The organism is Streptomyces thermodiastaticus (assembly GCF_014656135.1).
Lineage (GTDB): Bacteria > Actinomycetota > Actinomycetes > Streptomycetales > Streptomycetaceae > Streptomyces > Streptomyces thermodiastaticus.
Genome location: NZ_BNBV01000001.1, coordinates 372,764 through 398,710, shown reverse-complemented (window position 1 = coordinate 398,710; position 25,947 = coordinate 372,764). Strand labels below are relative to the sequence as shown.

24 protein-coding genes and 1 pseudogene are annotated in these 25,947 nt (G+C 73.8%); 7 read left to right on the top strand and 18 right to left on the bottom strand.

Annotated features, from left to right (window positions below):
* Positions 1 to 16 precede the first annotated feature (16 nt).
* A pseudogene (locus tag IE286_RS26975) lies at positions 17 to 228 on the bottom strand (hypothetical protein); the annotation flags it as partial.
* A gap of 575 nt (positions 229 to 803) precedes the next feature.
* On the opposite strand from IE286_RS26975, the gene IE286_RS01765 reads away from it, so the two are divergent.
* Together IE286_RS01765 and IE286_RS01760 are read left to right on the top strand one after the other, a co-directional pair.
* Positions 804 to 1,229 (top strand): hypothetical protein, encoded by a 426-nt coding sequence (locus tag IE286_RS01765; RefSeq protein ID WP_189794749.1) that lies wholly within the window; start codon positions 804 to 806, stop codon positions 1,227 to 1,229.
* Positions 1,230 to 1,511: 282 nt separating this feature from the next.
* A complete protein-coding gene (locus IE286_RS01760) occupies positions 1,512 to 2,138 on the top strand; it encodes a hypothetical protein (protein ID WP_189794748.1) in 627 nt (208 codons plus the stop codon).
* A 376-nt stretch (positions 2,139 to 2,514) separates the two neighbouring features.
* Here IE286_RS01760 and IE286_RS01755 read toward each other — a convergent pair whose 3' ends face one another.
* Together IE286_RS01755 and IE286_RS01750 are read right to left on the bottom strand one after the other, a co-directional pair.
* A complete protein-coding gene (locus tag IE286_RS01755) occupies positions 2,515 to 3,957 on the bottom strand; it encodes a GNAT family N-acetyltransferase (RefSeq protein WP_189794747.1) in 1,443 nt (480 codons plus the stop codon).
* A 499-nt stretch (positions 3,958 to 4,456) separates the two neighbouring features.
* The gene (locus tag IE286_RS01750) at positions 4,457 to 5,287 is read right to left on the bottom strand and encodes an alpha/beta fold hydrolase (protein WP_189794746.1); all 831 of its coding nucleotides are present in this window, start codon (positions 5,285 to 5,287) and stop codon (positions 4,457 to 4,459) included.
* Between the two features lie 323 nt (positions 5,288 to 5,610).
* Here IE286_RS01750 and IE286_RS01745 point away from each other — a divergent pair, with 323 nt between their 5' ends.
* Positions 5,611 to 6,372, top strand: a complete 762-nt coding sequence (locus tag IE286_RS01745) for a GntR family transcriptional regulator (RefSeq protein ID WP_189794745.1) — start codon at positions 5,611 to 5,613, stop codon at positions 6,370 to 6,372.
* Positions 6,373 to 6,493: 121 nt separating this feature from the next.
* On the opposite strand, the gene IE286_RS01740 is transcribed toward IE286_RS01745, so the two are convergent.
* Positions 6,494 to 7,651: an ROK family protein gene (locus IE286_RS01740; RefSeq protein ID WP_189794744.1), complete on the bottom strand. Its 1,158-nt coding sequence runs from the start codon at positions 7,649 to 7,651 to the stop codon at positions 6,494 to 6,496.
* Positions 7,652 to 7,788: 137 nt separating this feature from the next.
* Here IE286_RS01740 and IE286_RS01735 point away from each other — a divergent pair, with 137 nt between their 5' ends.
* Complete coding sequence (locus tag IE286_RS01735) at positions 7,789 to 8,229, top strand: hypothetical protein (RefSeq protein ID WP_189794743.1); 441 nt, start codon at positions 7,789 to 7,791, stop codon at positions 8,227 to 8,229.
* A gap of 62 nt (positions 8,230 to 8,291) precedes the next feature.
* Here IE286_RS01735 and mug read toward each other — a convergent pair whose 3' ends face one another.
* The 8 genes from mug to IE286_RS01695 form a co-directional block, all read right to left on the bottom strand.
* Entirely contained in the window at positions 8,292 to 8,840 is a 549-nt protein-coding gene (mug, locus tag IE286_RS01730; protein ID WP_189794817.1) for a G/U mismatch-specific DNA glycosylase, read from the bottom strand.
* On the bottom strand, positions 8,837 to 10,279 hold the full coding sequence (gene purB / locus IE286_RS01725; protein ID WP_189794742.1) for an adenylosuccinate lyase: 1,443 nt from the start codon (positions 10,277 to 10,279) through the stop codon (positions 8,837 to 8,839). The genes mug and purB overlap by 4 nt, the downstream gene beginning before the upstream one ends.
* A gap of 73 nt (positions 10,280 to 10,352) precedes the next feature.
* Complete coding sequence (locus IE286_RS01720; protein ID WP_189794741.1) at positions 10,353 to 11,177, bottom strand: SGNH/GDSL hydrolase family protein; 825 nt, start codon at positions 11,175 to 11,177, stop codon at positions 10,353 to 10,355.
* Positions 11,178 to 11,279: 102 nt separating this feature from the next.
* Positions 11,280 to 12,293: a hemolysin family protein gene (locus IE286_RS01715; protein ID WP_189794740.1), complete on the bottom strand. Its 1,014-nt coding sequence runs from the start codon at positions 12,291 to 12,293 to the stop codon at positions 11,280 to 11,282.
* Complete coding sequence (locus IE286_RS01710) at positions 12,290 to 13,675, bottom strand: hemolysin family protein (protein WP_189794739.1); 1,386 nt, start codon at positions 13,673 to 13,675, stop codon at positions 12,290 to 12,292. The genes IE286_RS01715 and IE286_RS01710 overlap by 4 nt, the downstream gene beginning before the upstream one ends.
* Before the next feature lie 256 nt (positions 13,676 to 13,931).
* Positions 13,932 to 14,816, bottom strand: a complete 885-nt coding sequence (locus IE286_RS01705) for an LLM class F420-dependent oxidoreductase (RefSeq protein WP_189794738.1) — start codon at positions 14,814 to 14,816, stop codon at positions 13,932 to 13,934.
* Between the two features lie 46 nt (positions 14,817 to 14,862).
* On the bottom strand, positions 14,863 to 17,430 hold the full coding sequence (locus IE286_RS01700; RefSeq protein WP_189794737.1) for an ABC transporter permease: 2,568 nt from the start codon (positions 17,428 to 17,430) through the stop codon (positions 14,863 to 14,865).
* 5 nt (positions 17,431 to 17,435) lie between these two features.
* Complete coding sequence (locus IE286_RS01695; RefSeq protein WP_229861909.1) at positions 17,436 to 18,377, bottom strand: ABC transporter ATP-binding protein; 942 nt, start codon at positions 18,375 to 18,377, stop codon at positions 17,436 to 17,438.
* A gap of 234 nt (positions 18,378 to 18,611) precedes the next feature.
* Between IE286_RS01695 and IE286_RS01690 the strand changes: the two genes are divergently transcribed.
* Together IE286_RS01690 and IE286_RS01685 are read left to right on the top strand one after the other, a co-directional pair.
* On the top strand, positions 18,612 to 18,863 hold the full coding sequence (locus IE286_RS01690; protein WP_189794736.1) for an antitoxin: 252 nt from the start codon (positions 18,612 to 18,614) through the stop codon (positions 18,861 to 18,863).
* Positions 18,864 to 18,867: 4 nt separating this feature from the next.
* Positions 18,868 to 19,242, top strand: a complete 375-nt coding sequence (locus tag IE286_RS01685) for a fic family toxin-antitoxin system, toxin component (RefSeq protein WP_189794735.1) — start codon at positions 18,868 to 18,870, stop codon at positions 19,240 to 19,242.
* Between the two features lie 34 nt (positions 19,243 to 19,276).
* Here IE286_RS01685 and IE286_RS01680 read toward each other — a convergent pair whose 3' ends face one another.
* From IE286_RS01680 to bioB, 4 genes are all read right to left on the bottom strand, one after another.
* Positions 19,277 to 19,984: a class I SAM-dependent methyltransferase gene (locus tag IE286_RS01680; protein WP_189794734.1), complete on the bottom strand. Its 708-nt coding sequence runs from the start codon at positions 19,982 to 19,984 to the stop codon at positions 19,277 to 19,279.
* A 174-nt stretch (positions 19,985 to 20,158) separates the two neighbouring features.
* Complete coding sequence (gene bioD, locus IE286_RS01675; RefSeq protein ID WP_189794733.1) at positions 20,159 to 20,887, bottom strand: dethiobiotin synthase; 729 nt, start codon at positions 20,885 to 20,887, stop codon at positions 20,159 to 20,161.
* 1 nt (position 20,888) lies between these two features.
* On the bottom strand, positions 20,889 to 22,178 hold the full coding sequence (locus IE286_RS01670) for an adenosylmethionine--8-amino-7-oxononanoate transaminase (protein WP_189794732.1): 1,290 nt from the start codon (positions 22,176 to 22,178) through the stop codon (positions 20,889 to 20,891).
* Positions 22,171 to 23,337 (bottom strand): biotin synthase BioB, encoded by a 1,167-nt coding sequence (gene bioB / locus IE286_RS01665; protein ID WP_189794731.1) that lies wholly within the window; start codon positions 23,335 to 23,337, stop codon positions 22,171 to 22,173. Before bioB ends, IE286_RS01670 begins: the two co-directional genes overlap by 8 nt.
* A gap of 147 nt (positions 23,338 to 23,484) precedes the next feature.
* Here bioB and IE286_RS01660 point away from each other — a divergent pair, with 147 nt between their 5' ends.
* Positions 23,485 to 24,612 carry an 8-amino-7-oxononanoate synthase gene (locus tag IE286_RS01660; protein WP_189794730.1) on the top strand — a complete coding sequence of 376 codons (1,128 nt, stop codon included), beginning with the start codon at positions 23,485 to 23,487 and terminating at the stop codon, positions 24,610 to 24,612.
* A 51-nt stretch (positions 24,613 to 24,663) separates the two neighbouring features.
* Here the strand turns inward: IE286_RS01660 and IE286_RS01655 are convergent, their stop codons facing one another.
* On the bottom strand, positions 24,664 to 24,894 hold the full coding sequence (locus IE286_RS01655) for a DUF397 domain-containing protein (protein ID WP_189794729.1): 231 nt from the start codon (positions 24,892 to 24,894) through the stop codon (positions 24,664 to 24,666).
* A gap of 29 nt (positions 24,895 to 24,923) precedes the next feature.
* Complete coding sequence (locus IE286_RS01650; protein ID WP_189794728.1) at positions 24,924 to 25,784, bottom strand: helix-turn-helix domain-containing protein; 861 nt, start codon at positions 25,782 to 25,784, stop codon at positions 24,924 to 24,926.
* Positions 25,785 to 25,947 lie beyond the last annotated feature (163 nt).

Here is a 25,947-nt window from a genome sequence, read left to right as displayed (position 1 = left end):
GAGGACACGGCCCACGTCAGCCCTCATAGGCGAGGGCGTGCCGCGGGACGTCCGAGATCCGATCCCCGCACCTGCCGCTGCCGGGCGGCCTGGCCGCGGTGCCCGGCGGCGGCACGGGGCCGCGGTGCCCTGCCGGCACACCAGCCGCGTCTCCATCCGGGCCACCTCCCGGCGCGCCGTGAACTCGTCCAGAACAAGTCGCCCAAGATCCGCCAAGTCCGCCACCGCGCCAAGGCCGCGGCCATCACCGGCCCGCCCGGCATGCCAGGACATCGACGCCCTGTCAACTCGGCGCCACGACGGGGCGTTGACGGCAGTACCGTGGGAGTGTCGACGTCTGGACGGGAGGTCCCGGTATGGCCCACTCACAGTGTGGCCCGGACGCTCCCCGCCCTGCTGCGGTCCGCGGAGGCTGCGACGGCGGCGGCCGGAGATGACGAGACTCGTCACAAGGCCGTACTCGTGCGAGCGGACGCCCTTCTCCTGGCCGGGAAGTACCTGACCCAGGTGAGGCAGTGCGACCTGGCGTACCAGGCGCTCGCGGAGGGCATCCGGCTGGGCCGGGAGTCGGGCAGCATGCTCACCGCGGCAACCGGTGTCGTCGGCCTGTGCTGGTTGTTCCTCCGCCAGGACAGGTTCGACGAGTGCGCACACCTCGCGGCCGCCACGGCAGAGGCCATCGAGCCGAAACTGTCCACCGCGCCTCTCACGGTCAGCTGGCCGCGTGGGGAGAACTCCACCTGCGTGTCGCGGCCGCCGCCATCCGGAACAACAAGCCGGACGAGGCGAGGGAGGCGCGCAGGATGGCGGCCACCGCGGCATCGGCCATCGGCACGGAACACGCCGACAACCGTGCTCACTGGGCGCGGTTCGGCCCGGTGACCGCGGAGCTGAAAGCGGTCGAAGACCTGTGTCTGACCGGGGACTACCGCGCCGTACTGCGCCGAGCGGACGATGGGCTTCTCCGGCCGAGCGCCATGACGAAGATCGGCCGCCCCTCGGACATCAACTACAACCGTCACAGGCTCGATGTGGCGCGAGCCCACGTGGAGCTGGGCTCCACGCAGGACGCCATGGACGAGCTGGTCCACATCAAGAGGACGACCGCTGAGTGGATCAGGCACCAGCCGATGGCCCGCTACGTCATGGAGGACATCCTGCGCACCCGGAAGCGCACCCTGACCAAGGAGATGCGGGAGATGGCAGCACATCTCGACGTGCACGCCTGACCGACCCGCAGACGTACCACCGCGCTTGGTAGTTCCGGATCCGTTCGCCGGTGATCTGCGACGCAGCGAGATGATCACAGAACGCACATCAGTGAAATACCAAGCGTGGTTAACCGCTCACGTCGATAACCAAGGGTGAAATGACAAACACGCTTAGTGGTCACGGGTCCCTGTCCTGCCGTACCTTCCTGGGCACCCAAGCACCAGCCAACGGCAGGAACATGGACCATGCGGAGAACTCCAGGGGAACGGCAACGGCGTCTTGAGCTGGCCGATCTCTCCATGAGCGCCACAACGCCCGTGACCGCCTCGGCGCGCCGCGGCCGCGTCGTGACGGAGGCCGGCCGAGCGGGAGCCGCGCACGGCGCGGACGGCGGGCGGTCTGTGACGGCCCCCACGCAGCTGGTGACCGCGAGGGAGCGCGCGCACGCCGTCGCGCACTGGCTCCTGTGCGCCGCCGCCGAGGACGTGGAGGCGGCCCAGCAGCGCTGGCGGGAAGGGGGTGCGGCCCTCCTGGCCTGCGGCGGGCTCTTCGCCGCGATCCGGCTGCCCGGATATCTGCTGCGCGCCGCCGCGGGCACGCGGGACCCGGGCGAGATGGACGCCTGTGTTCGGGGAGCCCTGGAGGGCGGCCCGGTGATCGCGGACCCGTATGCCGACCACTACTACGCGCTGACGCCGGCCTCCACCGCCTGGAGCCTGAGAGACAGGGGACCGCGCGGGCTGGCCGTGCTCGGCCGGGGCTGCTACCTGGGCGTGCCGTCGCCCTTCCCGGACGCCCCGCAGATGCGCGCCTACTGGGCCGTGCCCATGGAGAGCGCCGGCGAGCTGTGCGATCCACGGCTGGTGCGCAAGCTGGCCCAGCGCGGCGTGAGCTGCCTGGCTGCCGTGGGCGGAGCCGCGCGGTGAGCGCACCGACGAGCCGGGCCACGACGGCATCCACGACAGCGGGGACACGAGCTGGGACCTGGTGCGCCCCGGTGGCGTCAGGTCGCCCTGGTCTTCCTGTGCCGCCGGGCCTGGGGCGACCCGTGCCCATGTCAAAAGCAGCGGGCCTGGTCCGTAGGAGACATTCGGGTTGCGGCGTGTGCAGTCGGGCGAGTCAGGTGTGCACGTCATTCACCACATGGACACGTTGCTGCACGCACGCCAGGACAGGCGCTGCGCGCGCGGGGACATGCACTGACGCCGGAAGGCGGGCGCGCCAACGCGTGGACCGCGCTGTCGCACCCGGCTCCCTCAGGCGTGCCGGGCCGCCGCTCGCCGCGCGACCCGGCGCAGGCCGTCAGTCGCGCTGGGCCGGACCGCCGGACTCCTCCGCCGCGCCCTCGGACGGCTGCCACGCCGGCACCGGCGGTTCGTCGAGTCCGGCGGTGATCACCAGGGTGCCGCCCTCGACCTGGTAGTCCAGCGGCAGACCCAGACCGCGCATGGCGGCGACCATGGCGGTGTTCGACGCCTGCGTCACGGCGTACACGGTGGCGCAGCCCGCCTCGGCGGCCATCGCCACCAGGCGGCCCAGCAGTTCGGAGCCTATGCCGCGGCCCTGCCACTCGTCCTCGACGAGCAGCGCGACCTCCGTCTCGTCGCCGTCCCACAGCAGATGGCCCAGGCCGACGATCCGCCCCGAGGCCGTGCACGCGGCGAGGGTCCGGCCGAAGCGAGGGCTGAGCAGATGGTCGAGATAGCGGTCGGCGTCGCGGACGGGGCCGTGGTAGCGCATCGAGAGGGTCCGGGCCGAGCACCGCTGGTGCATCTGCCGGGCCGCGTCGACGTCACGGGTGTCGGCCCTGCGCACGGTGACCGAAGAGCCCTCGGGCAGGGTCAGCATCTCCCGGCCGCGCGGCAGGCGCGGGCCGAGCCGGGCGTCCAGGTCCACCAGCGCACGGGCCCGCGCGAACTCGGCGGGCGTGAACGGCAGATACGGCCGCTCCACGCTGATCACCCCGCCGTCCGGCTGCCGCAGGCGCAGCACCGTCCCCTCCAGCGTCCCCTCCGCGGGCGCCTTGTGGGCCGGCAGTGAACGGATGGTGCACCGGCCGAGCAACTGACGCAGTGCCAGCGGTAGTTCGGCCGGGTCGAGGGCGGTGCGGGCGGCCAGGTTCAGCACGCGGGTGGGCGCGTCCACCAGGTCGTGGACGTCGGCCCGCTCGATCCAGGTGTCGGTGCCGCCGGCCAGCGCGGCCGCCTCGGTGAGCTGCGCGGCCTCGATGCCGGCCGGGACCCGCAGCAGGAACTCGTCCACCGTTCCCTCGGCCAGCGGGTGCGTCTGCAGGGTGAGGATGTCCGCCTGCCGGGCGGCCAGCGCCATGCACAGCGCGGCCAGCGAACCGGGCTGGTCCTTCACCGTCGTCCGCATCCGCCACAGGGTGTGCGCGGCCGGCTCCTCCTCGCGGTCCTCCGGCGCCTCCCGGCTCTCGGCCGGACCGGCGGCGCGGGGCCGGGCCTGCCGGAGGCCGGCGGCAGGCCGGGCGCCGGCCTCCGCCGCGGGAGGCGCGTGGCCGTGGCGCCGTGCCCACCAGGTGTGGAAGGCGGCCGTGGCGATCAGGACCACCGCGGAGACCAGCAGCAGGGCCGGGCCGTCGGGGCCGTGCCCGATCAGGTTGGCCACCCCGTCCGCGACGGCGACGGCCGTGAACAGTGCGGCCAGCTCGACCAGATCCCGCCGCCAGTGGTGGACCGGCCGGCCGTGCTTCCTGTGAGTCACGTCGGACACGTCATGCGTCATGCTGTCACTGTGGACGCACCGTGTTGCCCGGTCGCGAACGCCCTGTGACGTGTGGGTAAAGGCGTGTTGGGAGAAGAATCCCGCTCTGCGGTGAAGCATCCGCGTACGCGTGCTTGGCGCCGTTTCGCGGCGCGCGTCGCGCCGGGGCGGGAGCCACGCCGCATTCACCGTGCGTGTGCGTCCCGGGCCCGGTTTCCGGGCCGGCGGCACAGTGCGGGCGTACGGTCGGCGGCCGAGTGACGTGTGCCGCGCGCCGGGGGATGACGCCGGTGCGCGGCACAGCTCAAAGGGTAAGGGAAACACGGCAGTTGCTCCGTTACGCGGCCGCCCGGCGCGTCGCCCGCCGGCCGGTGCGGGGCGAGCCGGACAGCGGACGACGAACGACGGGCGTCGGGCGGCCGGGCCCGCCTGACGGCGGGCCCGGTGTGCGGAGCCGGTGAGGGCCGCACGGCGGAAGCGGTCGGCGAAGGCCGCACGGCGGAAGCGGCCGGGGCGGCGGTCAGCGGCTGCCGTCCAGGATCACCCGGGCCACCAGCGCCGGGTCGTCGTTCATGGGCACGTGTCCGCAGCCGGGCAGCCGCACCAGCCGGGCGTGGGGCAGGATCCGCTTGGCCCGCACTCCCTGGCGCGGCAGCAGCAGGCGGTCCTTGCTGCCCCAGGCCACGGTGACCGGGATGCCGGGGACGTCGTCCGTGAACAGGACGTCCGAGCCCGCGCGCAGGGTCCGCTCGAAACCGGTGGCCCGGGCCAGTGCGAGGGTGTCGGCGACCACCGCCTCCGGCGCGCGCCGGCCGGGGCGGGCGTAGACGGTGCTGGTCAGGGCGGCGCGGCCGGCGGCCGTGCGGGAGAGCCGTTCGACCACCGGCACCGGCATCCGCCGGGCGGCCGCCCGCATCGTCAGCAGCACCGTGAAGGCGTAGCGCTGCTCGGCCCGTGTCCAGAAACCGGCCGGCGACAGCGCCGTGACGGACCGCGCGAGCCGTGTCCGGCCCAGCTCCAGCGCCAGCAGGCCGCCCAGGGAATTGCCCGCCACATGAGGACGTTCGATCTCCAGTGCCTCGCACAGGGCGCCCAGCACGGCCGTCGTGGTCGGCAGATCGTGCCGCAGCCCCTCGGGCAGCGCCGGCGAGTCGCCGAAGCCGGGCAGGTCCACGCTGATCACGTCCCGCTCGGCCGCCAGGACGGGGATCACCGGGTCCCAGGCCTGCCGGTGATGGCCGATGCCGTGCAGCAGGAGCAGCGGCTCGCCGCGGCCCGTGCGGGCATAGGAGACGCTCACGGTCCGCGGGCCGTGCACGGAGGGGACCGGGAAGGAGGCGATCGCGGGCATGGGGGGCTCCTCGAATCGGTGCATCGCTGACAGAGGGGGTAGACAGCTTGTCAGCAATTACTACCGACCGGTAGTGCTATACGTGCGCAGACCTGCCCGACCTGCCGGTGCTGTGCGAACAGTGCGTGAAGCGCGTACGACACAGGCGGCGCGAACCCGCACTCTTCGGGACGATTGGTCTTGACCAAGACTGGGGGCGGTTCTATGGTCGCAGGAAAGTGCAACAACCTTTCATAAACGCGGGCGTCGAAACACCTGGTGAACAGGGGCGCCCCAACACCGCCGGCCGGCGGACTCCGGCGGGCGGACTCCGGAGGATCAGGGTGGGGACCACGCAGCTGGAAACGGTGCCGGAGCCGAAGTACTGGCACCTGAAGACCGTGCTCAGTGAGGCACTGGACTCCGACTTCTCGGTCGGTGAGGTCCTGCCGAACGAGCGGGAGCTGGCCGCGCGCTTCGGAGTGGCGCGCGCCACGCTCCGCCAGGCGCTGGAGCAGCTGGAACTGGAGGGTCGGCTGCTGCGCCGCCGCGGTGTGGGTACGACCGTCGCACCGCCGCGGGTGGGTGTGGCCGTGGGCACCGAGCAGCACACCTGGCCGGGCGCCCCCTCGGACGCCTGGGAGCCCGTGGACTGCTCCCTGAAGGTCCCGCCGGCCGCCGTCGCCGACGCCCTGGGGACGGGCCGCGCCGACGAGGTGCACACCGTCCGCCGTCTGCGCACCAGTGACGGCCAGCCGGTCGCGGCCGAGCTGCTGTACATCCCGGCGTCGTCGGTGCCCGGCCTCACCGCCATCGACGCACCCTCGGGAGCGGCACGCGCGCGTGCCGTGCTGCGTGAACTGCAGCGTCTGGAACTGCAGGGCCGGGAGAGCGCCGTCGAACTGGGCTCCGCCCGCGCGGACGACGCGAGGGAACTCGACCGGCTGCCCGGTGCGCCGGTCCTCGTCGTCACCACCCGTTTCCTGTCCGGCGGGCGGACCGCGGCGCTGGCCGTGGCCACCTACCGCGCGGACACCTGCCGGCTGACCTTCTCGGACTCCGGCGCCGTGGAGATCCACCACGATCCCGAGCGCCAGGCGTCGTGACCTCGCCGGCGGGCGGGGCCTGCCGGCCGCACTGACCGCAGGCCCCGCCGCCCCGGGCGGCCGACGGCGGCACACCCGTGGCCGCCCGCGGTCGCGCATGGAGCCCGGCGGCCGGCCGCGTTCAGCGACGGGCCGTCACCGTGCCTTCGACCGCGAAGAGCCGCTGCTCCGCATGGTCCAGGGCCAGCCGCAGCGCGCCGGTCGCCACGACCGCCTCGCCGAGCGAGGACAGCGCCACCTGCGGCGGGCGCAGGCAGCAGCGGGCGAGTTCCCGGCGCAGCGGCTCCAGGACGCCGTCCAGGCCGGCCGCCAGGCCGCCGATCACCACCAGCTCCGGGTCCAGGGCCAGCACCAGCGCGGCCACGTCCTGCACCAGCCGCTGCACGAACCGGTCCACCGCGGCCAGGGCCCGCGGGTCGCCCTCGCGGGCCAGCGCGAACACCTCGGTCACCGCCTGCTCGTCCAGCGGATGCAGCGGCCGGCCCGTGGTCGACAGCAGGGTCTCGGGGGTCTCTCCCCGGCCCAGCAGATGCAGAGCGCCGATCTCCCCGGCGGCCCCGCCGAACCCGCGGTGCAGCCGGCCGCCGATCAGCGAACCCGCCCCCGGGCTCAGCCCGGCCAGGACGAAGACGACGTCGTCACAGCCGGTCGCGGCGCCCTTCCAATGCTCGGCGACCGCCGCCACGTTGGCGTCGTTCTCCACCAGCACGGGGCACCGGAAGGAGCGGCGCAGCCGCGCACCCAGCCGCAGCCCCGTCCACCCCGGCAGCGCGGTGCTCAGCCGCACGGTGCCGTCCGCCTCCACGATGCCGGGGGTGCCGACGCCGACGGCCCGCAGCGAGCTGCGCGGCACCCCGGCCCGGCGCAGCAGCTCCGCGACCGCGGTGCGCAGCCGCTCCAGCCGTTCGTCGGCCGGGGCCGTCTCCGGCACGTCCCTGGCCTGCGCGCCGAGCACCCGGCCGTCCAGGTCGGACAGCAGCGCGGCGACCCGGCGGGCGCCGATCTCCAGGCCCAGCAGGTGCCCGGCCTCCGCGCGGAAACGGAACCGGCGGGCGGGCCGCCCCTGCCGCCGGGCCGTGTTCTCCTCGGGTGCCGCCTCGACGGCGAGCCCGGCGGCGGCCAGATCCTCCACGACGCCCTCCACCGTGGGCCGGGACAGCCCGGTCACCCGGGCGATCTCCGTGAGCGTCGCGCGGTCCGCCGCACGCAGCGCGTGCAGCACCACGGCGGAGTTGATCCTCCGCAGCAGCGAGGGATCCCCGCCGGTCAGCCGCCCCACCGTCCGTCCTCCCAGCTCGAGCGCGTGTGGGGCGGATCGTACTCGGCGCGGAGCGCGGCGGCGAACGCCGGTACCGGCCGTCGCCGTGGGACCTGACGCACCGCCAACTGTCAGTGCCGGACGCTTTACTGGACCGCATGGACATCGCGCAGGCTCTCGCCGTGATCGACCGGCTGTGGTCCGCACCGCTGCCGCGGCAGCACGCCCGGACGGACACCGGCACGGCCGGACCGGGCTGGGAGGTGGCCGAACTTGAGACCAGCGAGGACTTCTGGGAGGACTGCTCGCGGCGGGAGGAGGCGCGGGAGCAGGTCGAGTGCGACCGGGAGGCGCTGGCGGCCCGGCTGGCGGAACGCTGGGGGCCGCCGCAGACGTTCGGCCTCTACAGCGTCCTGGAACGGACCATGGAGGGGGAGGAGCTCGCCGAGCCGTGGGCCTCGCTGAGCGGCCATGTCGTGGACCTCACGGTGTGGCGGCACGAGGAAGCCGGCCGGTGGACGGGCCTGGGGATCTCCCAGTGGGACGCCGAACTGCCGTTCCAGCTGCTCGCCGTGGTCACCGACCAGGATCCGCCGTGACGTCATCCCGGCCGGGCGGCCGCGCGACGGCGTCAGCCGACCTGCGTGCCCCGCCTTCTCCGTCAGCCGGCCTGTGCCGCTTCGCGCAGCCGGGCGAACTCCTGCGCCAGCGTCTCGGCCGTCCAGTGTGCGTTCAGGCCGCTGGGGTTGGGCAGTACCCACACCCGTGTGCCGCCGATCGTCCGTGGCTGTTCCCCCACCTGCGCCTTCGGCTCCCCGAAGGCCGCCCGGTAGGCGGTCACACCGACCACGGCCAGCCACCGGGGCCGCAGCCGGGCCACCTTCTCCACCAGCAGCCGCCCGCCCTCGCGGTACTCCTGCGGCGTCAGCTCGTCCGCCCGTGCCGTGGGACGCGCCACGACGTTGGTGATGCCCAGCCCGTACGACGGCAGCTCGCCCTGCTCGGACGGCTTCAGCAGCCTCGGAGTGAACCCCGACAGGTGCAGCACCGGCCAGAACCGGTTGCCCGGCCACGCGAAGTGATGCCCCGTCGCGGCCGTCATCAGGCTGGGGTTGATGCCGCAGAACAGCACCCGCAGGTCCTCGCCGACCACGTCCGGCACGCGCCGGCCGCGGGCAGCCTCGAGTTCCTGCGGGGTGAAGCGCGTCAGAGGATCGCCCCCGGGACGTAGCCGGCGGCCTGAGGGTGCTGCTCGACGATCTTCTCGATCCGGGCGACCACCGTGCCGACCTGGTCGGCCGCCGCACCGGTGAAGGACAGCCTGTCGGCCATGAGAGCCTCGAGCTGCTCACGGTCGAGCGGCAGGCGCTCGTCGGCGGCGAGCTTGTCGAGCAGGTCGTTGCGCTCGGCGCCCTGCTCGCGCATCGCGAGTGCGGTGGCGACGGCGTTCTCCTTGATCGCCTCGTGCGCGACCTCCCGGCCGACCCCGGCCCGCACCGCGCCCATGAGGACCTTGGTGGTGGCCAGGAACGGCAGGTAACGGTCCAGCTCCCGGGAGATGACGGCGGGGAACGCGCCGAACTCGTCGAGGACCGTCAGAAACGTCTCCAGCAGGCCGTCCAGGGCGAAGAAGGCGTCCGGCAGCGCGACCCGGCGCACCACCGAGCAGGACACGTCGCCCTCGTTCCACTGGTCGCCCGCCAGCTCCCCGGTCATCGACGCGTAACCGCGCAGGATCACCATCAGGCCGTTGACGCGCTCGCAGGAGCGGGTGTTCATCTTGTGCGGCATCGCCGAGGAGCCGACCTGCCCCGGCTTGAAGCCCTCGGTGACCAGCTCGTGCCCGGCCATCAGCCGGATCGTCTTCGCCAGCGACGACGGCGCCGCCGCCAGCTGCACCAGGGTGGTGACGACCTCGTAGTCCAGGGAGCGCGGGTAGACCTGCCCGACGGAGGTGAAGGCCTGCGAGAAGCCCAGGTGCTCGGCGATCCGGCGCTCCAGCTCGGCCAGCTTTCCGGCGTCGCCGTCCAGCAGGTCCAGCATGTCCTGCGCGGTGCCGACCGGGCCTTTGATGCCGCGCAGCGGATAGCGGCCCAGCAGCGCCTCCAGACGCTCGTAGGCGACCAGCAGCTCGTCGGCGGCGGTGGCGAACCGCTTGCCCAGGGTGGTGGCCTGCGCGGCGACGTTGTGCGAGCGGCCGGCCATGACCAGCTCGCCGTGCTCGGCGGCCAGCTTGCCGAGCCGGGCCAGGACGGCGACCGTGCGGTCGCGCATCAGCTCCAGCGACAGGCGGATCTGCAGCTGCTCGACGTTCTCCGTCAGATCGCGGGAGGTCATGCCCTTGTGCACGTGCTCGTGCCCGGCCAGGGCGTTGAACTCCTCGATGCGGGCCTTCACGTCGTGCCGCGTGACCTTCTCGCGCTCGGCGATGGAGGCCAGGTCGACCTGGTCCGACACCCGCTCGTAGTCGGCGATCGCCTCCTCGGGCACCTCGATCCCGAGGTCCTTCTGGGCGCGCAGTACGGCGAGCCAGAGCCGGCGCTCCAGCTTCACCTTGTGCTCGGGCGACCACAGCGTGGCGAGCTGGGCGGAGGCGTAGCGTCCGGCGAGGACGTTCGGGATACGGGGCTTGGCGGGCGCAGAAGTCACGTGTACGGATTCTACTGGCGATTCGTGCAGGCCAGCGCCACGGGGGTGTTCGTCGGAAGCTACGAGAGCACCGTCAGGCCGGGCGCGTCCCGGCCGTGTCCGCCGCGCGGGCCGCGGCCGCGGGGCAGGGGAGCAGCTCGGGCCGCTTGGGCGGGCGGCCGTCGCCGGAGGAGCGGCCGGTCAGGCGCCGGCCTATCCAGGGCAGCAGATGCTCGCGGGTGAAACGGAGGTCGGAGATCCGGCGGCTGACCCAGCCCGGCGGCGCGGTCGGCGGCAAGGGGGTGCGCCACTCGGGGTCCTCCGGCTCGTAGCCGAGGGCCTGCCACACCGCCTCGGCGACCCGGCGATGGCCCTCGGCGGTCAGGTGCAGCCGGTCCACGGCCCACATCCGGGGGTCGGCCAGCGACGGGGCGCCGTACAGGTCGACGACCACGGCACCGTGCCGGGCGGCGAGGTCGTCGATGCAGGCGTACAGCTGCTCCATGCGCGGCCGGACCCGCTCCAGGACGGGGCCCCGCCGGCCGGGGCTGCGCATCAGCACCAGCTGCTCGCAGGACGGCGCCAGCCGCTCCACCGCCTCCGTCAGCAGGCCCCGCACCCGGCCCATGTCGCACCGGGGCCGCAGCACGTCGTTGAGCCCGCCGACCAGCGTCACCACGTCGGCCCCCATGGCCGCCGCCACGTCGACCTGCTCGTGGAGGATCTGCCCGATCAGCTTGCCGCGCACGGCGAGGTTGGCGTACCGGAAACCGGGCGTGCGGGCGGCCATCCGGGCCGCCAGCAGGTCGGCCCAGCCCCGGTAGGAGCCGTCCGGCAGCTGGTCCGACATGCCCTCGGTGAAGGAGTCGCCGACCGCGACCAGGCTGGTGTGTGCGGGGGATGCGGGGAGCGTCTGCATGGCGGGGCGATCCTATCCCGGCCCGCCCGAGCGCATACCAAGCGGTCGGTCCGGTCCCGTTTCGCCGGCCGCTTCCGCTCACCGTGCGGCTCGGCCGCCATGTCACACGGACTGCCCGAACAGCTGCCGCAGCACGTCCTCCATCGTCACCAGGCCGGCCAGGCGACCGTCCGCGCCGAGCACCGCCGCGAGGTGGGTGCGGCCCGCCCGCATCGCGGTGAGGACGTCGTCCAGCGGCGTGCTCTCTCTGACCCGGGCGATGCGGCGCATGTGCCGCAGCCGGAACGGCTCGGTGCGCGGCGAGGTGTCCAGGGCGTCCTTGACGTGCAGATAGCCGATGATGTGCCGGGCCTCGTCGACCACGGGGAACCGGGAGAATCCGGAGTCGGCGGACAGCTTCTCCAGCTGCTCCGGGGTGACGCCGAGACGGGCGTAGACGACCCGCTCCAGCGGCAGCACCACGTCCCGCACCGGCCGGCGCCCCAGCTCCAGCGCGTCGCTCAGCCGCTCCTGGGCCCGGTCGTCGATGAGACCGGCCTGGCTCGCGTCCTTGACGATGTCCGCCAGCTCGGTGTCCGTGTAGGTCGCCGGGACCTCGTTCCTCGCCTCCACCCGCAGCAGCCTCAGCAGTCCGTTCGCGAACGCGTTCACCGTGAAGATCACCGGCCGCAGGGCCCGGGACAGCGCGACCAGCGGCGGGCCGAGCAGCAGGGCGCTGCGCACCGGCTCCGCCAGCGCGATGTTCTTCGGCACCATCTCCCCGAGCAGCATGTGCAGATACGTGGCCAGAGTCAGCGCGATCACGAAGGACACCGCATGCCCGGCGCCCTCCGGCACGCCCAGGGCGTGGAAGACGGGCTCGAGCAGGTGCGCGATCGCCGGTTCGGCGACCACGCCGAGCACCAGGGTGCACAGGGTGATCCCGAGCTGCGCGGCCGCCAGCAGCGCCGAGACGTGCTCCAGACCCCACAGCACGCCGCGCGCCCGCCGGTCGCCCGCCTCGGCGTACGGCTCGACCTGGCTGCGGCGCACCGAGATCAGCGCGAACTCGGCGCCCACGAAGAAGGCGTTGACGACCAGGGTCGCCAGACCGATCAGGATCTGCACGGCGGTCACGGGCCGGCCCCCTTCCCGTCGCCCACTTGCTGCTCGCCCCGCTGCTCAGGGTGCCGGGCGGCCGGCGGGTGGGCGTCGTCGAGCGGCGCGTGCAGCAGCACCCGGGCGGCCCGGTGCCCGGTCGCGTCCACCACGTTCAGCCGCCACCCGGCGACCTGCAGCACGTCACCGGTCACCGGTATCCGGCCCAGCCGGGTGGCGACCAGGCCGGCGAGGGTCTCGTAGGGGCCTTCGGGGGCCCGCAGCCCCAGACGGGCCAGCTGGTCCACGCGGGCGGAGCCGTCGGCGGAGTACAGGGCGTGTCCGGCGGCGTCGGCGCCGGCCGGGACGATGCCGGGTGTCTCGGGCAGGTCGTGCTCGTCGTGGACCTCGCCGACGACCTCCTCGACGATGTCCTCCAGCGTGGCCACGCCCGCCGTGCCGCCGTACTCGTCGATGACGACCGCCATGGTGCGCCGTCCGCCCAGCCGGTCCAGCAGCCGGTCCACGGTCAGCGACGCGGGCACGAACAGCGGCTCGCGCATGATCTGCGACACGGGCGTCCGGGTGCGCTGCCCGGCGGGCACCGCCAGCACGTCCTTGATGTGGGCGGTGCCCACCACCGCGTCCAGGCTGCCGCGGTAGACGGGGAAGCGGGACAGGCCGGTCGCCCGGGTCGCGTTGGCCACGTCCTCGCACGTGGCCTGCGCGTCCAGGGCCACCACCTGGACGCGCGGGGTCATCACGTTCTCCGCGGTCAGGTCGGCCAGGTTCAGGGTCCGCACGAACAGCTCGGCGGTGTCCGGCTCCAGGGCGCCCGCGCGCGCGGAGTACCGGGCCAGCGCGGCCAGCTCCTGGGGGCCGCGCGCCGAGGCCAGCTCCTCGGCGGGCTCCACCCCGAGCCGGCGCACCACACGGTTCGCGGTGTTGTTCAGGTGGGTGATGAACGGCCGGAAGGCCGCGCTGAACCAGCGCAGCGCGGTGCCCACCCGGCGGGCCATCACCAGCGGGGAGGAGATCGCCCAGTTCTTCGGCACCAGCTCGCCGACCACCATCAGGAACACCGTGGACAACGCCGTGCCCAGCACCAGCGCCACCGAGCCGGCCGTGGACCGGGAGACGCCGAACCGCTCCAGCGGTCCGGCGATCAGGGCGGCGATCGACGGCTCGGCGAGCATGCCGACCACCAGATTGGTGGCGGTGATCCCGAGCTGGGCGCCGGACAGCTGAAAGGTCAGGTTCCGTACCGCCTTCAGGGCGCCGGCCGCACCGCGCTCGCCGTGCCGGGCCGCTCGCTCCAGGGCGCCGCGCTCCACGGTGGTCAGCGAGAACTCGGCCGCGACGAAGCCGCCGCAGGCCACGCACAGCGCCACCGTCACCAGCAGCAGGAGCACCTCGGTCATCGGCTCACCCCCGTCCCATCGTCGGACAGGACCAGGGCGCGTGCGCGGCGGCGGACATCGGGCGGGTCGTCCGTGAGCGGATACCGGCTACCTCTCATGGAGGTTCGAGTTCTCCACCTCAGGTAAAGAATGGGTAAAGGGCGGGTGTGAGGTGTTCCAGGGGGCGCTCGTGCGAGCGGCCCGCGCCCGGCGCCGACGGCGCCCCGGCCGGAACGTGCGCGGGCCGGAACCGGAGACTCCCGCGACACCCCGCGGACTACGCCTCCCGCAGCCGCGCCATCACCTCGGCGAAGACCTCCATGTACGGCTCGAGCACGGTCAGATAGGTGAACCCGTACCGGTCGCGCAGCCCCCGTACCTGCTCGACGAGCTGCTCCAGCGGGCCCACCAGGACCGCCGGCAGCGCCAGCGCCTGCTCCAGCGTCAGGCCCGGCACATGCTCCAGCAGCGGCCGGAGCACTGCCTCGGGATCGTCGGTGACCGCCACGATCTGCAGCAGCAGGTTCAGCTCGGCCTCCTCGGCGCGGTCCGCCGCGAGCTTGCGGTACAGCGCCACCCGCTCGTCCAGCTCCCCGGCGTCCAGCGGCAGCAGTCCCGTGGCGCTGCCCGGCGCGGAGCGCGCGGCCGTGAACGCCGCGATGTCCGCGTGTCGCGCGGTCAGCCGCAGCATCCGGTCACCGTTCGCCCCGATCAGCAACGGCACCCGGCGCTGCACGGGCCGCGGCAGGTGCTCCTCGGAACCCAGCAGACGGTCCAGCTCCTCGACCGTGCGCCGCAGGCGGTCCACGCGCTCGCCCGGAGAGCCGAAGGGCAGCCCGGCCCGCTCGTGCTCCTCACGGACGTACCCGGTGCCCAGCCCCAGTTCCAGGCGGCCGTCGGTCAGCGCGTCCACCGTCGCCGCCTCCCGGGCGAGCAGCACCGGGTTCCAGAACCCCGCGTTCAGCACGAACGTCCCCACCCGGGGCCGGGTCGTCGCCCGGGCGGCGGCCACCAGCGCCGGGAACGGCGCGACACTGCCGAGGTGGTCGGGGACGAGGAGCACGTCGTAGCCGAGGTCCTCGGCCCTGCGGCACGTGGCACGCCACTCGGCGGCGGGTGCCTGCCGGAACAGGTTGACTCCGAAGCGGAACGGGCGCGGCATGATCTCTCCCCTTCGACGGTCTCCCTCGACGTCCGCCGTGATTGCATCACTCGTGCGCGATCGCCGCCAGTACATTCATGCGGGAGGCGCGCGCCGCCGGCACCACGGCCGCCACCACGCCCACCACGGCCGAGCCGGCCATCACCGCGACGACGGTGCCCCAGGGGATCGCCAGTGCCGTGATGCCCTGCAGCGCGAGCACCCGCTGTGCGCATACCCCCCACACCAGTCCCAGCGCCAGCCCGAGCACCGCCCCGAACACCGCGATCACCACCGACTCCAGCCGCACCATCCGGCGCAGCTGCCGCCTGGCCAGCCCGATGGCCCGCAGCAGCCCGATCTCCCGGGTGCGTTCCACCACCGACAGCGCCAGCGTGTTGACGACCCCGAGCACCGCGATCACGATGGCGAGCCCGAGCATCGCGTACACGAGGTACAGCAGCACCGCGATCTGGTCGTGCACCAGCTCCTTGTAGTCCGCCTGGTCCCTGACCTGCACGTTCGGGTAGGGAGCCAGCGCCTTGTCCAGCGCGGCGCGCAGCTGCTCGGTGCTCGTGCCCGGTGCCGCGTTCACGTACAGGGCGGCGTCCGCGGCCTCCGGCACCTGCTCGGTGAAGGTGCCCATGCCCATGAACAGCCCGCCCTGCACCCCGAAGCCCTCGGCCTGGTCCTGGTCGGTCAGCGCCGCCACGGTCAGCGTGGTGCGGCGCCCGCCCTGGAACTCGGCCGGCAGCGCGCTGCCCGCCCGCACACCGTGCCTGCGGGCGAAGCCGGCATCCATGGCCAGGTGGCCGTCGGCGAGCGCGGCCGCGGTGTCCCCGGCCGCGTACCGCAGACGGGCGACGGAGTCGAGCTGCCGGTCGTAGGCCGAGGCGACCGTCTGGACCCGCTTGCCGTCCGGCAGCCGTACCGCGATCGGCGCCAGCCGCTGCCGTACCACGGTGCCCGCGCCCGGGGTGTCCCGCACCGCGTCGGTGACCTGCTGCGGGAAGGGCAGGAAGGTGCGGTTCTGCACGATGTAGTCCGCGCCCAGCGTCCGGTCGATCTGGCGGTCCACGGACCGGGTCACACTGGCGCCGGCCACCGACATCCCGGTGACCAGCGCCAGGCCCACCATCAGGGCGGCCGCGGTGGCACCGGTGCGGCGCGGATTGCGCAGCGCGTTGCGCCGGCTCATCCGCCCGACCGGACCGAACAGCGCGGGGAACGCCGCGCTCAGCACCCGGATCAGCGGGCGCACCAGCAGCGGTCCGCCGACCACGGTCGCGATCAGGGTCAGCACGACGCCCACGCCCAGCAGTGAGACGGCGGCCGCGGTCCGGGACACCAGTGTGCAGCCCGCGAGCGCGGCGGCACCCGCGGCGCCCACCACGGAACCCGCCACGGCCCGCACCGTCAGCGGCCGCCCCACTCCGGCGGTCTCGGTGTCGGTCAGGGCGGCCATCGGGGAGATCGCCGCCGCCCGCCGGGCCGGCAGACAGGCCGCCACGAACGTCACGCCGGTGCCCACCACACAGGCGGCCACCGGCGTGGTCCAGCGGACGGCCATCTCCGCCGTCGTCAGGTTCATGCCGAACACGCTCAGCAGCCGGATCAGCCCGGCCGCCAGCCCGATGCCCGCCGCCAGGCCCAGTGCGGAGGCGACGAGCCCCAGCAGCACCGCCTCGGTCAGCACCGACCGTCGCACCTGCCCGCGGTCGGCGCCCAGCGCCCGCAGCAGCCCCAGCTCACGGGTGCGCTGGGCGACCAGCATCGAGTAGGTGTTGACGATCAGGAAGACGCCGACGAGCACCGCGATCCCGGCGAAACCCAGCATCACAAACTTGATGATCTTCAGGAACGAGCCCAGGCTCGCCGCGGCCGACTTGGCCTGCTCGCCGGCGGTGCGCACGTCGTACGCCGTCGTCCCGACCACCGCGGCGACCCGGCTCTTGAGCCGGGCGTCGCTCACTCCCGGCGCCGCCTCGGCGGAGATTCCGGTCGCGCGGGCCGTGGAGCCCAGCAGCCGCCGCTGTGCGACCGGGGTGTCGAGGCAGACCAGCGCCGAGCCCGGATTGGTCGTGGTGAACGCGGCGATGCCGACCACCCGCACCCGGAACGTGCCCGGCTGCGCCTGCACCGTCAGCGGATCGCCGACGCGTACCTGCTGCCGCCTGGCGGTGTCCGCGTCCAGCACGGCCTCCCCGTCGCCGCGCGGCGTGCGGCCGGAGGCCAGCCGGAGCGGGCTGCGGCCGGTCTCCTCCCAGTTCCGCACCGTGATGGGGCTGCCGGTGGCCGGGCCGACCGGCCGGTTGCGGCGGTCGACGACCGTCGCGTTCCGCACGACGACGTCCAGCTGGACCGTCGCGACGCCGGGCACCTCGGCCACGCGCCGCACGAGGTCCGCCGGAAGCGTCCGCACCACACCGGTGGGCACAGGGCTCCTCAGGTCCTGCCGAGGGGTGACCGACACATCGGCGGAGGTGGAGGCGAACAGCCGGTCGAAGGTCCGGGAGACGGTGTCGGAGAAGACCAGACTGCCCGCGACGAACGCCACGGACAGCACCACCGCCAGGGCCGACATCAGCAGCCTGCCCCGGTGGGCCAGGAAACCGCGCAACGTCGCCTTGAGCACGCCGCTCACATCTCCTCGGCGGCCGCGGCGTCGCCGTCACCGGGTGACGCCCCGTCCGCGGCGCACGGCTCCTGCGCGAGCCCGCGCTCCGGCACCCGGTCGGCCGTGATCCGGTGCGGGCCGGTGCCGCGCGCGTCCGTCCGGTGGTCCGGGTGCTCCGGCCCCCGGTCCGTCTCTCCGGGGCGGCCGCCGCGGCCCGGCGCGAACAGGCGCATGCGCTCCAGCACCGCCTGTGCCGTGGGGTGTTCCATCCGGTCCACGATCCGGCCGTCCGCGAGATAGAGGACCAGATCGGCGCGGGCCGCCGCCCCCGGGTCGTGGGTCACCATCACCACCGTCTGCCCCAGACCGTCGACCGCCTCCCGCAGAAAGCCGAGCACCTCCTGGCCGGCCCGGGAGTCGAGGTTGCCCGTCGGCTCGTCGGCGAAGATCAGCTCGGGCCGGGAGGCCAGCGCCCGCGCGCAGGCCACCCGCTGCTGCTGGCCGCCGGACAGCTGGGCAGGCCGGTGGCCGAGCCGGTCCCGCAGCCCCAGGGTGTCGACGATCCGGTCCAGCCACTGCTCGTCCGGCCGGCGTCCGGCGATGTCCAGGGGCAGCGTGATGTTCTCCAGGGCGTTCAGCGTGGGCACCAGGTTGAACGACTGGAACATGAACCCGATCCGGTCCCGCCGCAGCCGGGTCAGCTCGCGGTCCTTCAGCCCCGTGATCTCGGTGTCCCCGATCCACACCCGCCCCGCCGACACGCTGTCCAGCCCGGCCAGGCAGTGCATCAGGGTGGACTTGCCCGAACCGGACGGGCCCATCACCGCCGTGAAGCGGCCGCGCGCGATGTCGACGTCCACCGAGTCCAGCGCGAGCACGGCGGTCTCGCCCGACCCGTACGCCTTGGTCAGCCCACGGGCACGGGCCGCGACGGCGTCGGCAGTCGCCACGGCGGATGGGGACACGGCGGCCTCCTCGGTGGTGCGCCGAGCGGAACGTCCTCGGCCCTGACTGCTTCGTCCCCCGCCGAGCCTAATGTGACCGCCCGCACACCCGGTATCCCCCGTTGAGCCGAGCCGCATCGCGCCGGGAGACGCCCGGGGTGTCCCGGTACGGGCGGGAGCCGTGCGCAGCGGTGGCCCGGGACGGCCTCCGTCCCGGACTTGTGGGTGCTAGCGGTGCGGCGCTAGCGTCGACGCATGGCGAAGACGCAATTGAACGTGAGGGTGGACGAGGGCACAGCCCGTGCCGCCCGGGAACGCGCCCTGGCCCGCGGAATCAGCGTCAACCGTTACATCGAGGAACTCGTCCTCCAGGACACCGGCGAGGCCGGCCGCACGTTCGTGGAGGCCGCCGCCGACTTCATGAAGAGCTACGAATCCGTCTTCGCCGAGGAGTTCGGGGCCGAACTGGAGGGCCGCCGCAGGCACAGCAGCGAAGGCCGGCACTGAACCCTTGAACGATCTCAGAATCGACCTCGCCTGGCTGCTCATGCTGGCCGAACGGATGACGCCGGGAGACCCCCAGGTCACCGACTGGGGCGCCCTGGTCGCCGCGGTGGAGCGGCACCAGGCCGAGATATTCGGCGTCCCCGTCTACGACACCCCGTACACGCGGGCCGCCGCGCTGCTGCAGCTGCTGGTCCGCGTGCCCGCCCTGGAGCGCTCCAACGTGCTCTTCGCCTCCGCGGTCGCCTACGCCTACCTCGTCGCCAGCGGCCTGAAGGTCGTCACCTCGCCCGAGCAGGTGCGGGACCTGGCCCGTCTGGTCAAGACCGGGGAGGCGACCGTGCACGACATCGCCCGGGAACTGCGCCAGTGGATCCTGTGAGCCGCCGGCGGCGGCACCGCCCGCGCCCGGCACCTCACCGCGCGCCGGGCGGTTCGTCCGGCGCCGGTGCCGGACGCCGGGCGCTGCCCAGCGAGCAGTAGGAGTGGGGCAGGACGGGTCCCGACGCGGGGATGCGCACCGGGCGGCAGCAGCCCAGCTCGAACCCGGCGTCACACAGCGCCGCGACCGGGTCGCGGGAGAGATGGCAGCCACCGTTCAGCGCCGGCCACACGGTGCGGTCCAGCAGGCGCTGGGCCAGACGCATGGCCGGGCCACCGCCGGCGCCGTGCTCGAAGAACCGAACCTCGCCGCCCGGCCGCAGCACCCGCCGCACCTCAGCGAGCGCCCTCGGCACATCCCGCACACTGCACAGCACCAGCGACAGCACGGCCGCGTCGAAGGCCTCGCTCTTGACCGGCAGCGCCTCGGCACAGCCGGGCACCACGTCGACGGGGACCTCGGCGCGCAGTGCCGCCTCCCTCGCCCTGTGCCGCAGCAGGCGTTCCGGCTCGATGGCGACGACCTCCGCGACGGTGCCCGGGTAGTGCGCGAAGTTCAGCCCGTTGCCCGCGCCGATCTCGATGACCCGGCCGGTGAGTTCGGCGAGCAGGCGTTCGCGCACGCCCGCGAGGCCCAGCCGGGTCTCGGCGACCGTGCTGAAGCGTGCGTACCGGCGGGCGAACAGCGGATGGTGGACGGCGTCCCGCGCCGTCCTGCCGGAGCCGGGGAACCGCAGCGGCATGACGACCTCCTGAACCGGGCCGGGCCGCACGGGGTGGAGGGAACCGGCCCACGGTGAGTGTCCCCCGTCCGCCCGCACCGCACGCCCGCGTCCGCCGACCGGGCTGTCCGGCGCACCGTCCCCAACGGCCCGGCGGCCGGGCGGATGGCCGTGCCGTGCACCCGGACGGCCCGGCTACGCCGCCGGCTCCGGGGCGTGCCGGGCCGTGAACGCCTCCGCGTCCCAGGTGCCGTGCAAGCCGGGTGCCAGCCACCCGGGTGCCCCGGCCCGGAAGGCGGCGGGCGGCAGCGCCCCGGCACCGTCGGGCAGCGCGCCCAGCAGCGGTGCGCCGGCCACCTCAGGCAGGTCGGCCACGTTGCAGCGGCAGGCGAGGCCGGGCTCGGCGGGCCAGCTGCCCACCACCACGCCCAGCGGATCCAGCCCCCGCGAGCGCAGTTCACGGGCCGTCAGCTCGGTGGCGTTCAGGGTGCCGAGCCCGGCGGAAGCGACGACGAGGACCGGTGCCCCCAGTCGCTCGGCCGCGTCCGCCAGGGTGCCGCCCTTCTCGTCGAACCGGACGAGCAGGCCGCCCGCCCCTTCGACCAGGACCAGATCGTGCTCGGCAGCCAGCGCGGCGGCGGCCTCGGCCACCTGACGCGGACTCACCGGCTCCCGGCCGGAGCGGCGGGCCGCGGTCGCGGGTGCGAGCGCTTCCGGATAGCGGGCCACCTCCTTCGCGGTCACCGCACCGGCCAGCCGCGCGACCTCGGCCGCGTCCCCGGGCTCTGCCGGGCCCACGCCCGTCTGCGCGGCCTTCAGCACGGCCACCGACCGCCCGGCGCGCAGGGCCGCCGCGGCGACGGCCGCCGTGGTGACGGTCTTGCCGACCTCCGTGCCCGTGCCCGTGATCACCACAACCGTCATCTCATCCCTCCCGTGCCGCGGCGCACACCGCGCGTGCGATCCGAGCCAGGTCCTCGTCCCCGGTGACGTAGGGCGGCATCGTGTACACCAGGTCCCGGAACGGCCGCAGCCACACGCCCTCGCGCACGGCGGCCCGGGTCGCCGCCGCCAGGTCCACCTCGTGGTCGAGCTGGACGACGCCGATGGCACCGAGAACCCGGACGTCCTTCACGCCGTCCAGCCGGGCGGCCGGCGCCAGGCCCTCCCGCAGCCCCTTCTCCAGCCGCTCGACCTCGGCGCGCCAGTCCTGGCCGAGCAGCAGCTCGATCGAGGCGCAGGCCACGGCCGCGGCCAGCGGATTGCCCATGAACGTCGGCCCGTGCGCCAGCACCGGCACCTCGCCGCGCGAGATGCCGTCGGCCACCCGAGCCGTGCACAGCGTCGCCGCCAGCGTCATGTAACCGCCGGTCAGGGCCTTGCCCACGCACATCACATCCGGCGCGATTCCCGCGTGCCCGGCCGCGAACAGGGCGCCGGTGCGGCCGAACCCGGTCGCGATCTCGTCGAACACCAGCAGCACGTCGTGCGCGTCGCACGCCTCGCGCAGCACCCGCAGATACGCGGGGGAGTGGAACCGCATCCCGCCCGCGCCCTGCACCACCGGCTCGACGATCACGGCGGCCAGTGCCCCGGCGTGCCGTTCGATCATCTCCCACAGGTGGGCGGCGTACGCCTCGTCGTACGCGGCGGGCGGGGCGTCGGCGAACACCTGGCGCGGCAGCACACCGGTCCACAGCTCGTGCATGCCGCCCTCGGGGTCGCACACCGACATCGGATGCCAGGTGTCCCCGTGGTAGCCGCCCCGCCAGGTCAGCAGGCGCCGTTTGTCCGGGCGGCCCAGCGAACGCCAGTACTGCAGGCACATCTTGACGGCGACCTCGACCGAGACCGAACCCGAGTCGGCGAGGAACACGTGCTCCAGGCCTTCCGGTGTGACGTCGACAAGGTGTTTCACCAGCCGGACGGCGGGCTCGTGGGTGAGCCCGCCGAACATCACATGGCTCATCCGGTCCAGCTGGGCCCGCACGGCCTCGTTGAGCACCGGGTGGTTGTAGCCGTGGACGGCCGACCACCAGGAGGACATGCCGTCGACCAGTTCGCCCGCGCCGCCGGCCAGCTTCAGCCGGACCCCGCTCGCCGACTCCACGACGAGCGGTTCCTGCCGGCCGGGCATGGGACCGTAGGGGTGCCACACGTGGCGCCGGTCCAGGTCCAGCAGGTCCGGCACGCTCAGACCGGTCGCCTCAGGCATTGGGCGCGAGATCCGTTCCGGCGCCCCGGCGGCGCACCGCGACCAGGTCCGGGCGAGGACCGCCGGCCGCCGGCGACGTCGCCGAGGACGCGGACGCAGCGCACGGCGCGCCGGTGCCCGACCCGCACGCGCCGTCCTCGGGCCGGCCGCCGCAGACCCGGTGCTCCGGGAGCGTCGCCTCCCCGGCGCCCTCCACCTCGAAGCCGGCATCCGCGATCATCTCCAGGTCGGCCTTGCCGGCCTGGCCCTCGCTGGTCAGATAGTCGCCGAGGAAGATCGAGTTGGCCAGGTGCAGGGCGAGCGGCTGCAGGGAGCGCAGATGCACCTCGCGGCCGCCGGCGATGCGCACCTCCACGTCCGGGCAGACGAACCGGACCATGGCGAGGATCCGCAGGCAGTGCTGCGGGGTCAGGTTCCACTCCTTCGCGAGCGGCGTGCCCTCGAACGGGATGAGGAAGTTCACCGGGACGGAGTCCGGGTCCAGCGCGCGCAGCGCGAACACCACGTCCACCAGGTCCTCGTCGCTCTCGCCCATCCCGGCGATGAGCCCGGAGCAGGCGGACAGCCCGGCCGCGTGCGCCTTGCGCACCGTGTCCACCCGGTCGGCGTAGGTGTGCGTGGTGGTGATGTCGCCGTACGTCGCCTCGGAGGTGTTGAGGTTGTGGTTGTAGGCGTCGGCGCCGGCCGCGCGCAGCCGCTCGGCCTGGCCCTCGGAGAGCAGCCCGAGACAGGCGCACACCTCGGCGTCCTCGTGGGCCTCCTTGATCGCCTTGATGGTCCGTGAGACACGGTCCACGTCACGGTCGGTCGGGCCGCGTCCGCTGGCCACCAGGCACACCCGCTTGGCCCCGCCGGCGAGCCCGGCCGCCGCGGCCTGGGCGGCCTCCTCGGGCTTGAGCCAGGTGTAGGTGAGGATGTCCGCCGTCGAGCCGAGCCGCTGGGAGCAGTAGGAGCAGTCCTCGGGGCACAGCCCGGACTTGAGGTTGACCAGGTAGTTGAGTTTCACCCGCCGGCCGAACCAGTGGCGGCGCACCTTCCCGGCCGCGGCCACCACGTCGAGCAGGTCGTCGTCGGAGGTGGCCAGTACGGCCAGAGCTTCGTCGCGGGTCGGCAGCTCACGCCGAAGCCCCTTGTCCACCAGTGTGTTCAGCAGGTCCATGGAAGCCGATCTTGTCCTACCGGACCGCCCGCGGCCAAGGAGACTTCCCACAACGACATGCCAGGCGAGGTGTGGACATTGCCACACGATGAGCGGGCCCTCGGGGCGTTAGGGTCTGTGCACTGCCTACAAACATCCGGAGGGGCGATGGCGTTCGGCTGGATCGACGAGCAGGCCGATGCGCGCCGCCGGGCCGGACTGCTGCGGACCCTCCGGCCGCGGCCCGCGCAGGCGCGGCTGCTGGATCTGGCGAGCAACGACTACCTGGGGCTGGCCCGCCACCCCGAGGTCGTCGAGGGCGCCGCGGCCGCCGCGCGCACCTGGGGCGCCGGTGCCACCGGCTCCCGGCTGGTCACCGGGACCACCGAGCTGCACAGCACGCTGGAGCACGAACTGGCGGACTTCTGCGGCGCACAGGCCGCTCTGGTGTTCTCCTCCGGGTACGCCGCCAACCTCGCCGCGGTCACCGCGCTGGCGCCGCACGGCTCACTGATCGTCTCCGACGCGGGCAACCACGCCTCGCTCATCGACGGCTGCCGGCTGGCCCGCGGCACCGTGCAGGTGGTCGGGCACGGCGATGCCGAGGGCGCGCGCAAGGCGCTCGGCGCGCATGACGGTCCGGCGGTCCTGGTCTCCGACACGGTGTTCTCGGTCGACGGCGATCTCGCCCCGCTGGCCGGGTACGCCGCCGCCTGCCGGGAGCACGGCGCGGGGCTGATCGTGGACGACGCCCACGGGCTGGGCGTCGTCGGCGCCGGCGGCCGCGGCGCGGCACACGCGGCCGGTCTCGTGGGCGCCGACGACGTGGTGGTGACCGCCACGCTGTCGAAGTCGCTCGGCAGCCAGGGCGGTGTCGTACTCGGCCCGGCCCGGGTCGTCGCTCATCTGGTCAACGCGGCCCGCACGTTCATCTTCGACACGGGCCTCGCGCCCGCCGCGGCGGGCGCGGCGCTGGCCGCGCTGCGGCTGCTGCGCCGCGAGCCGTGGCGGGCGGACCGGGTCCGCGAGGTGGCCGCACAGCTGCACGCGCGTCTGACCGCCGCGGGGCTCGACGCGGTGCGGCCGGAGGCCGCCGTGGTCTCCGTGCGCGCACCGTCCGCGCAGGCGGCCGTGGACTGGGCGGCCGCCTGCCGCCGGGCCGGCCTGGCCGTGGGATGCTTCCGGCCGCCCTCCGTGCCCGACGGCGTGTCACGGCTGAGGGTGAGCGCCCGCGCGGACCTCACCCCGGCGCAGATCGACCACGCGGTCCGGGTGATCGGCGACACGCGGCCATGAGCCGGCACGGCACGGCCGTGCGGTGCCGGACGCGGCCGGGGCGGCCCGCGGTCACATGCGGTGCACCGCGGCGGTGAACCGGGTCCAGCTGGCGGGGGAGAACAGCAGCGCGGGCCCGGCGGGATCCTTCGAGTCGCGGACGGCGAGCAGCCCGGCGCAGGGCCCCGAGGCCGGCCGGGCCGTCTCGACGCAGTTGTTGGCGCCCGTGCTGTAGCTGCTGCGCAGCCACCGCACGCCGTGCAGTGCGTTGCTGGAGCGTACGTTCCGCGGCAGAGCAGACATGGTGCCTCCTTACGCGGTCGCTCGCCGTATCACCAGTCCTGGCGTATCTCGGCGATGTATTCCGACGAGTCCTCGGCCGGCATCGCGTGGAGCCGAAGGGTGTCGAAGGCCTCCGAGTAGGCCTGCAGGTCTTCTTTCCGCTCCAGATGGAGGCTACTCGTCAAATGGTCGAGAACTACCACGTCGAGATCAGATGTGTTCGAAAAGGAGAAGATTACGAAAGGGCCTGTGACGCCGATATGAGCACCGGCGGAAAAGGGCAGTACCTGAAGTGTCACTTGAGGAAGCCGGGCCGCCTCCATCAGGCGGTCCAGCTGGCGTGCCATCACCTCCGGGCCGCCGACCTGACGGCGCAGCACCGCCTCGTCCAGCACCGCGCTCAGCTGCAGCGGAGGGTCGCCCCGCAGAACGCCCTGCCGGGTCAGCCGCACTTGGACCAGCGTGTCCAGCCGCTTCTCGTCGACCCCGTCCACGGCCGCCCGGGTCACCGCACGGGCGTACTCGGGGGTCTGCAGCAGCCCGGGTACGACCGAGGTCTCCAGGGTGCGCATGCCGGTGGCCTGGGACTCCAGGCTGATGAAGTCCCGGTAGGTCGGCGGCAGCACCCCGCGGTAGGCGTGCCACCAGGGGTGACGGTCGTCGGCGTCACCGGAGCCCGCCAACGCCAGCAGCAATGCGCGCAGTTGGGCGTCCTCGACCTCGTAAGCGTCGAGCAGTAACCGGACGTCGGCCGGTTTCACTCCGCTGGTGCCGGTCTCGATCCGGCTCACCTTGGACTGGTGCCAGCCCACCCTGCGGGCCGCCTCGCCGCTGGTGAGACCCGCTGCCGTGCGCAGGGCGCGCAGTTCCGCGCCCAGCTTGCGCCGGCGCACCTCAGGACCGTGATGCATCGCAACTCCTTGCCTTCTCGGAATGTCCGCCGCGGATCGGGACGGCGGCAATGGCCCGCTGCACAGGCCGGTGTCAAATACGTTCTTCCGTAGCAGAGTTCACCGCTTCGAGCGACAGATATATGCATATCTTGGTGGATCGCCACCCGTGACCGTCCCGGTG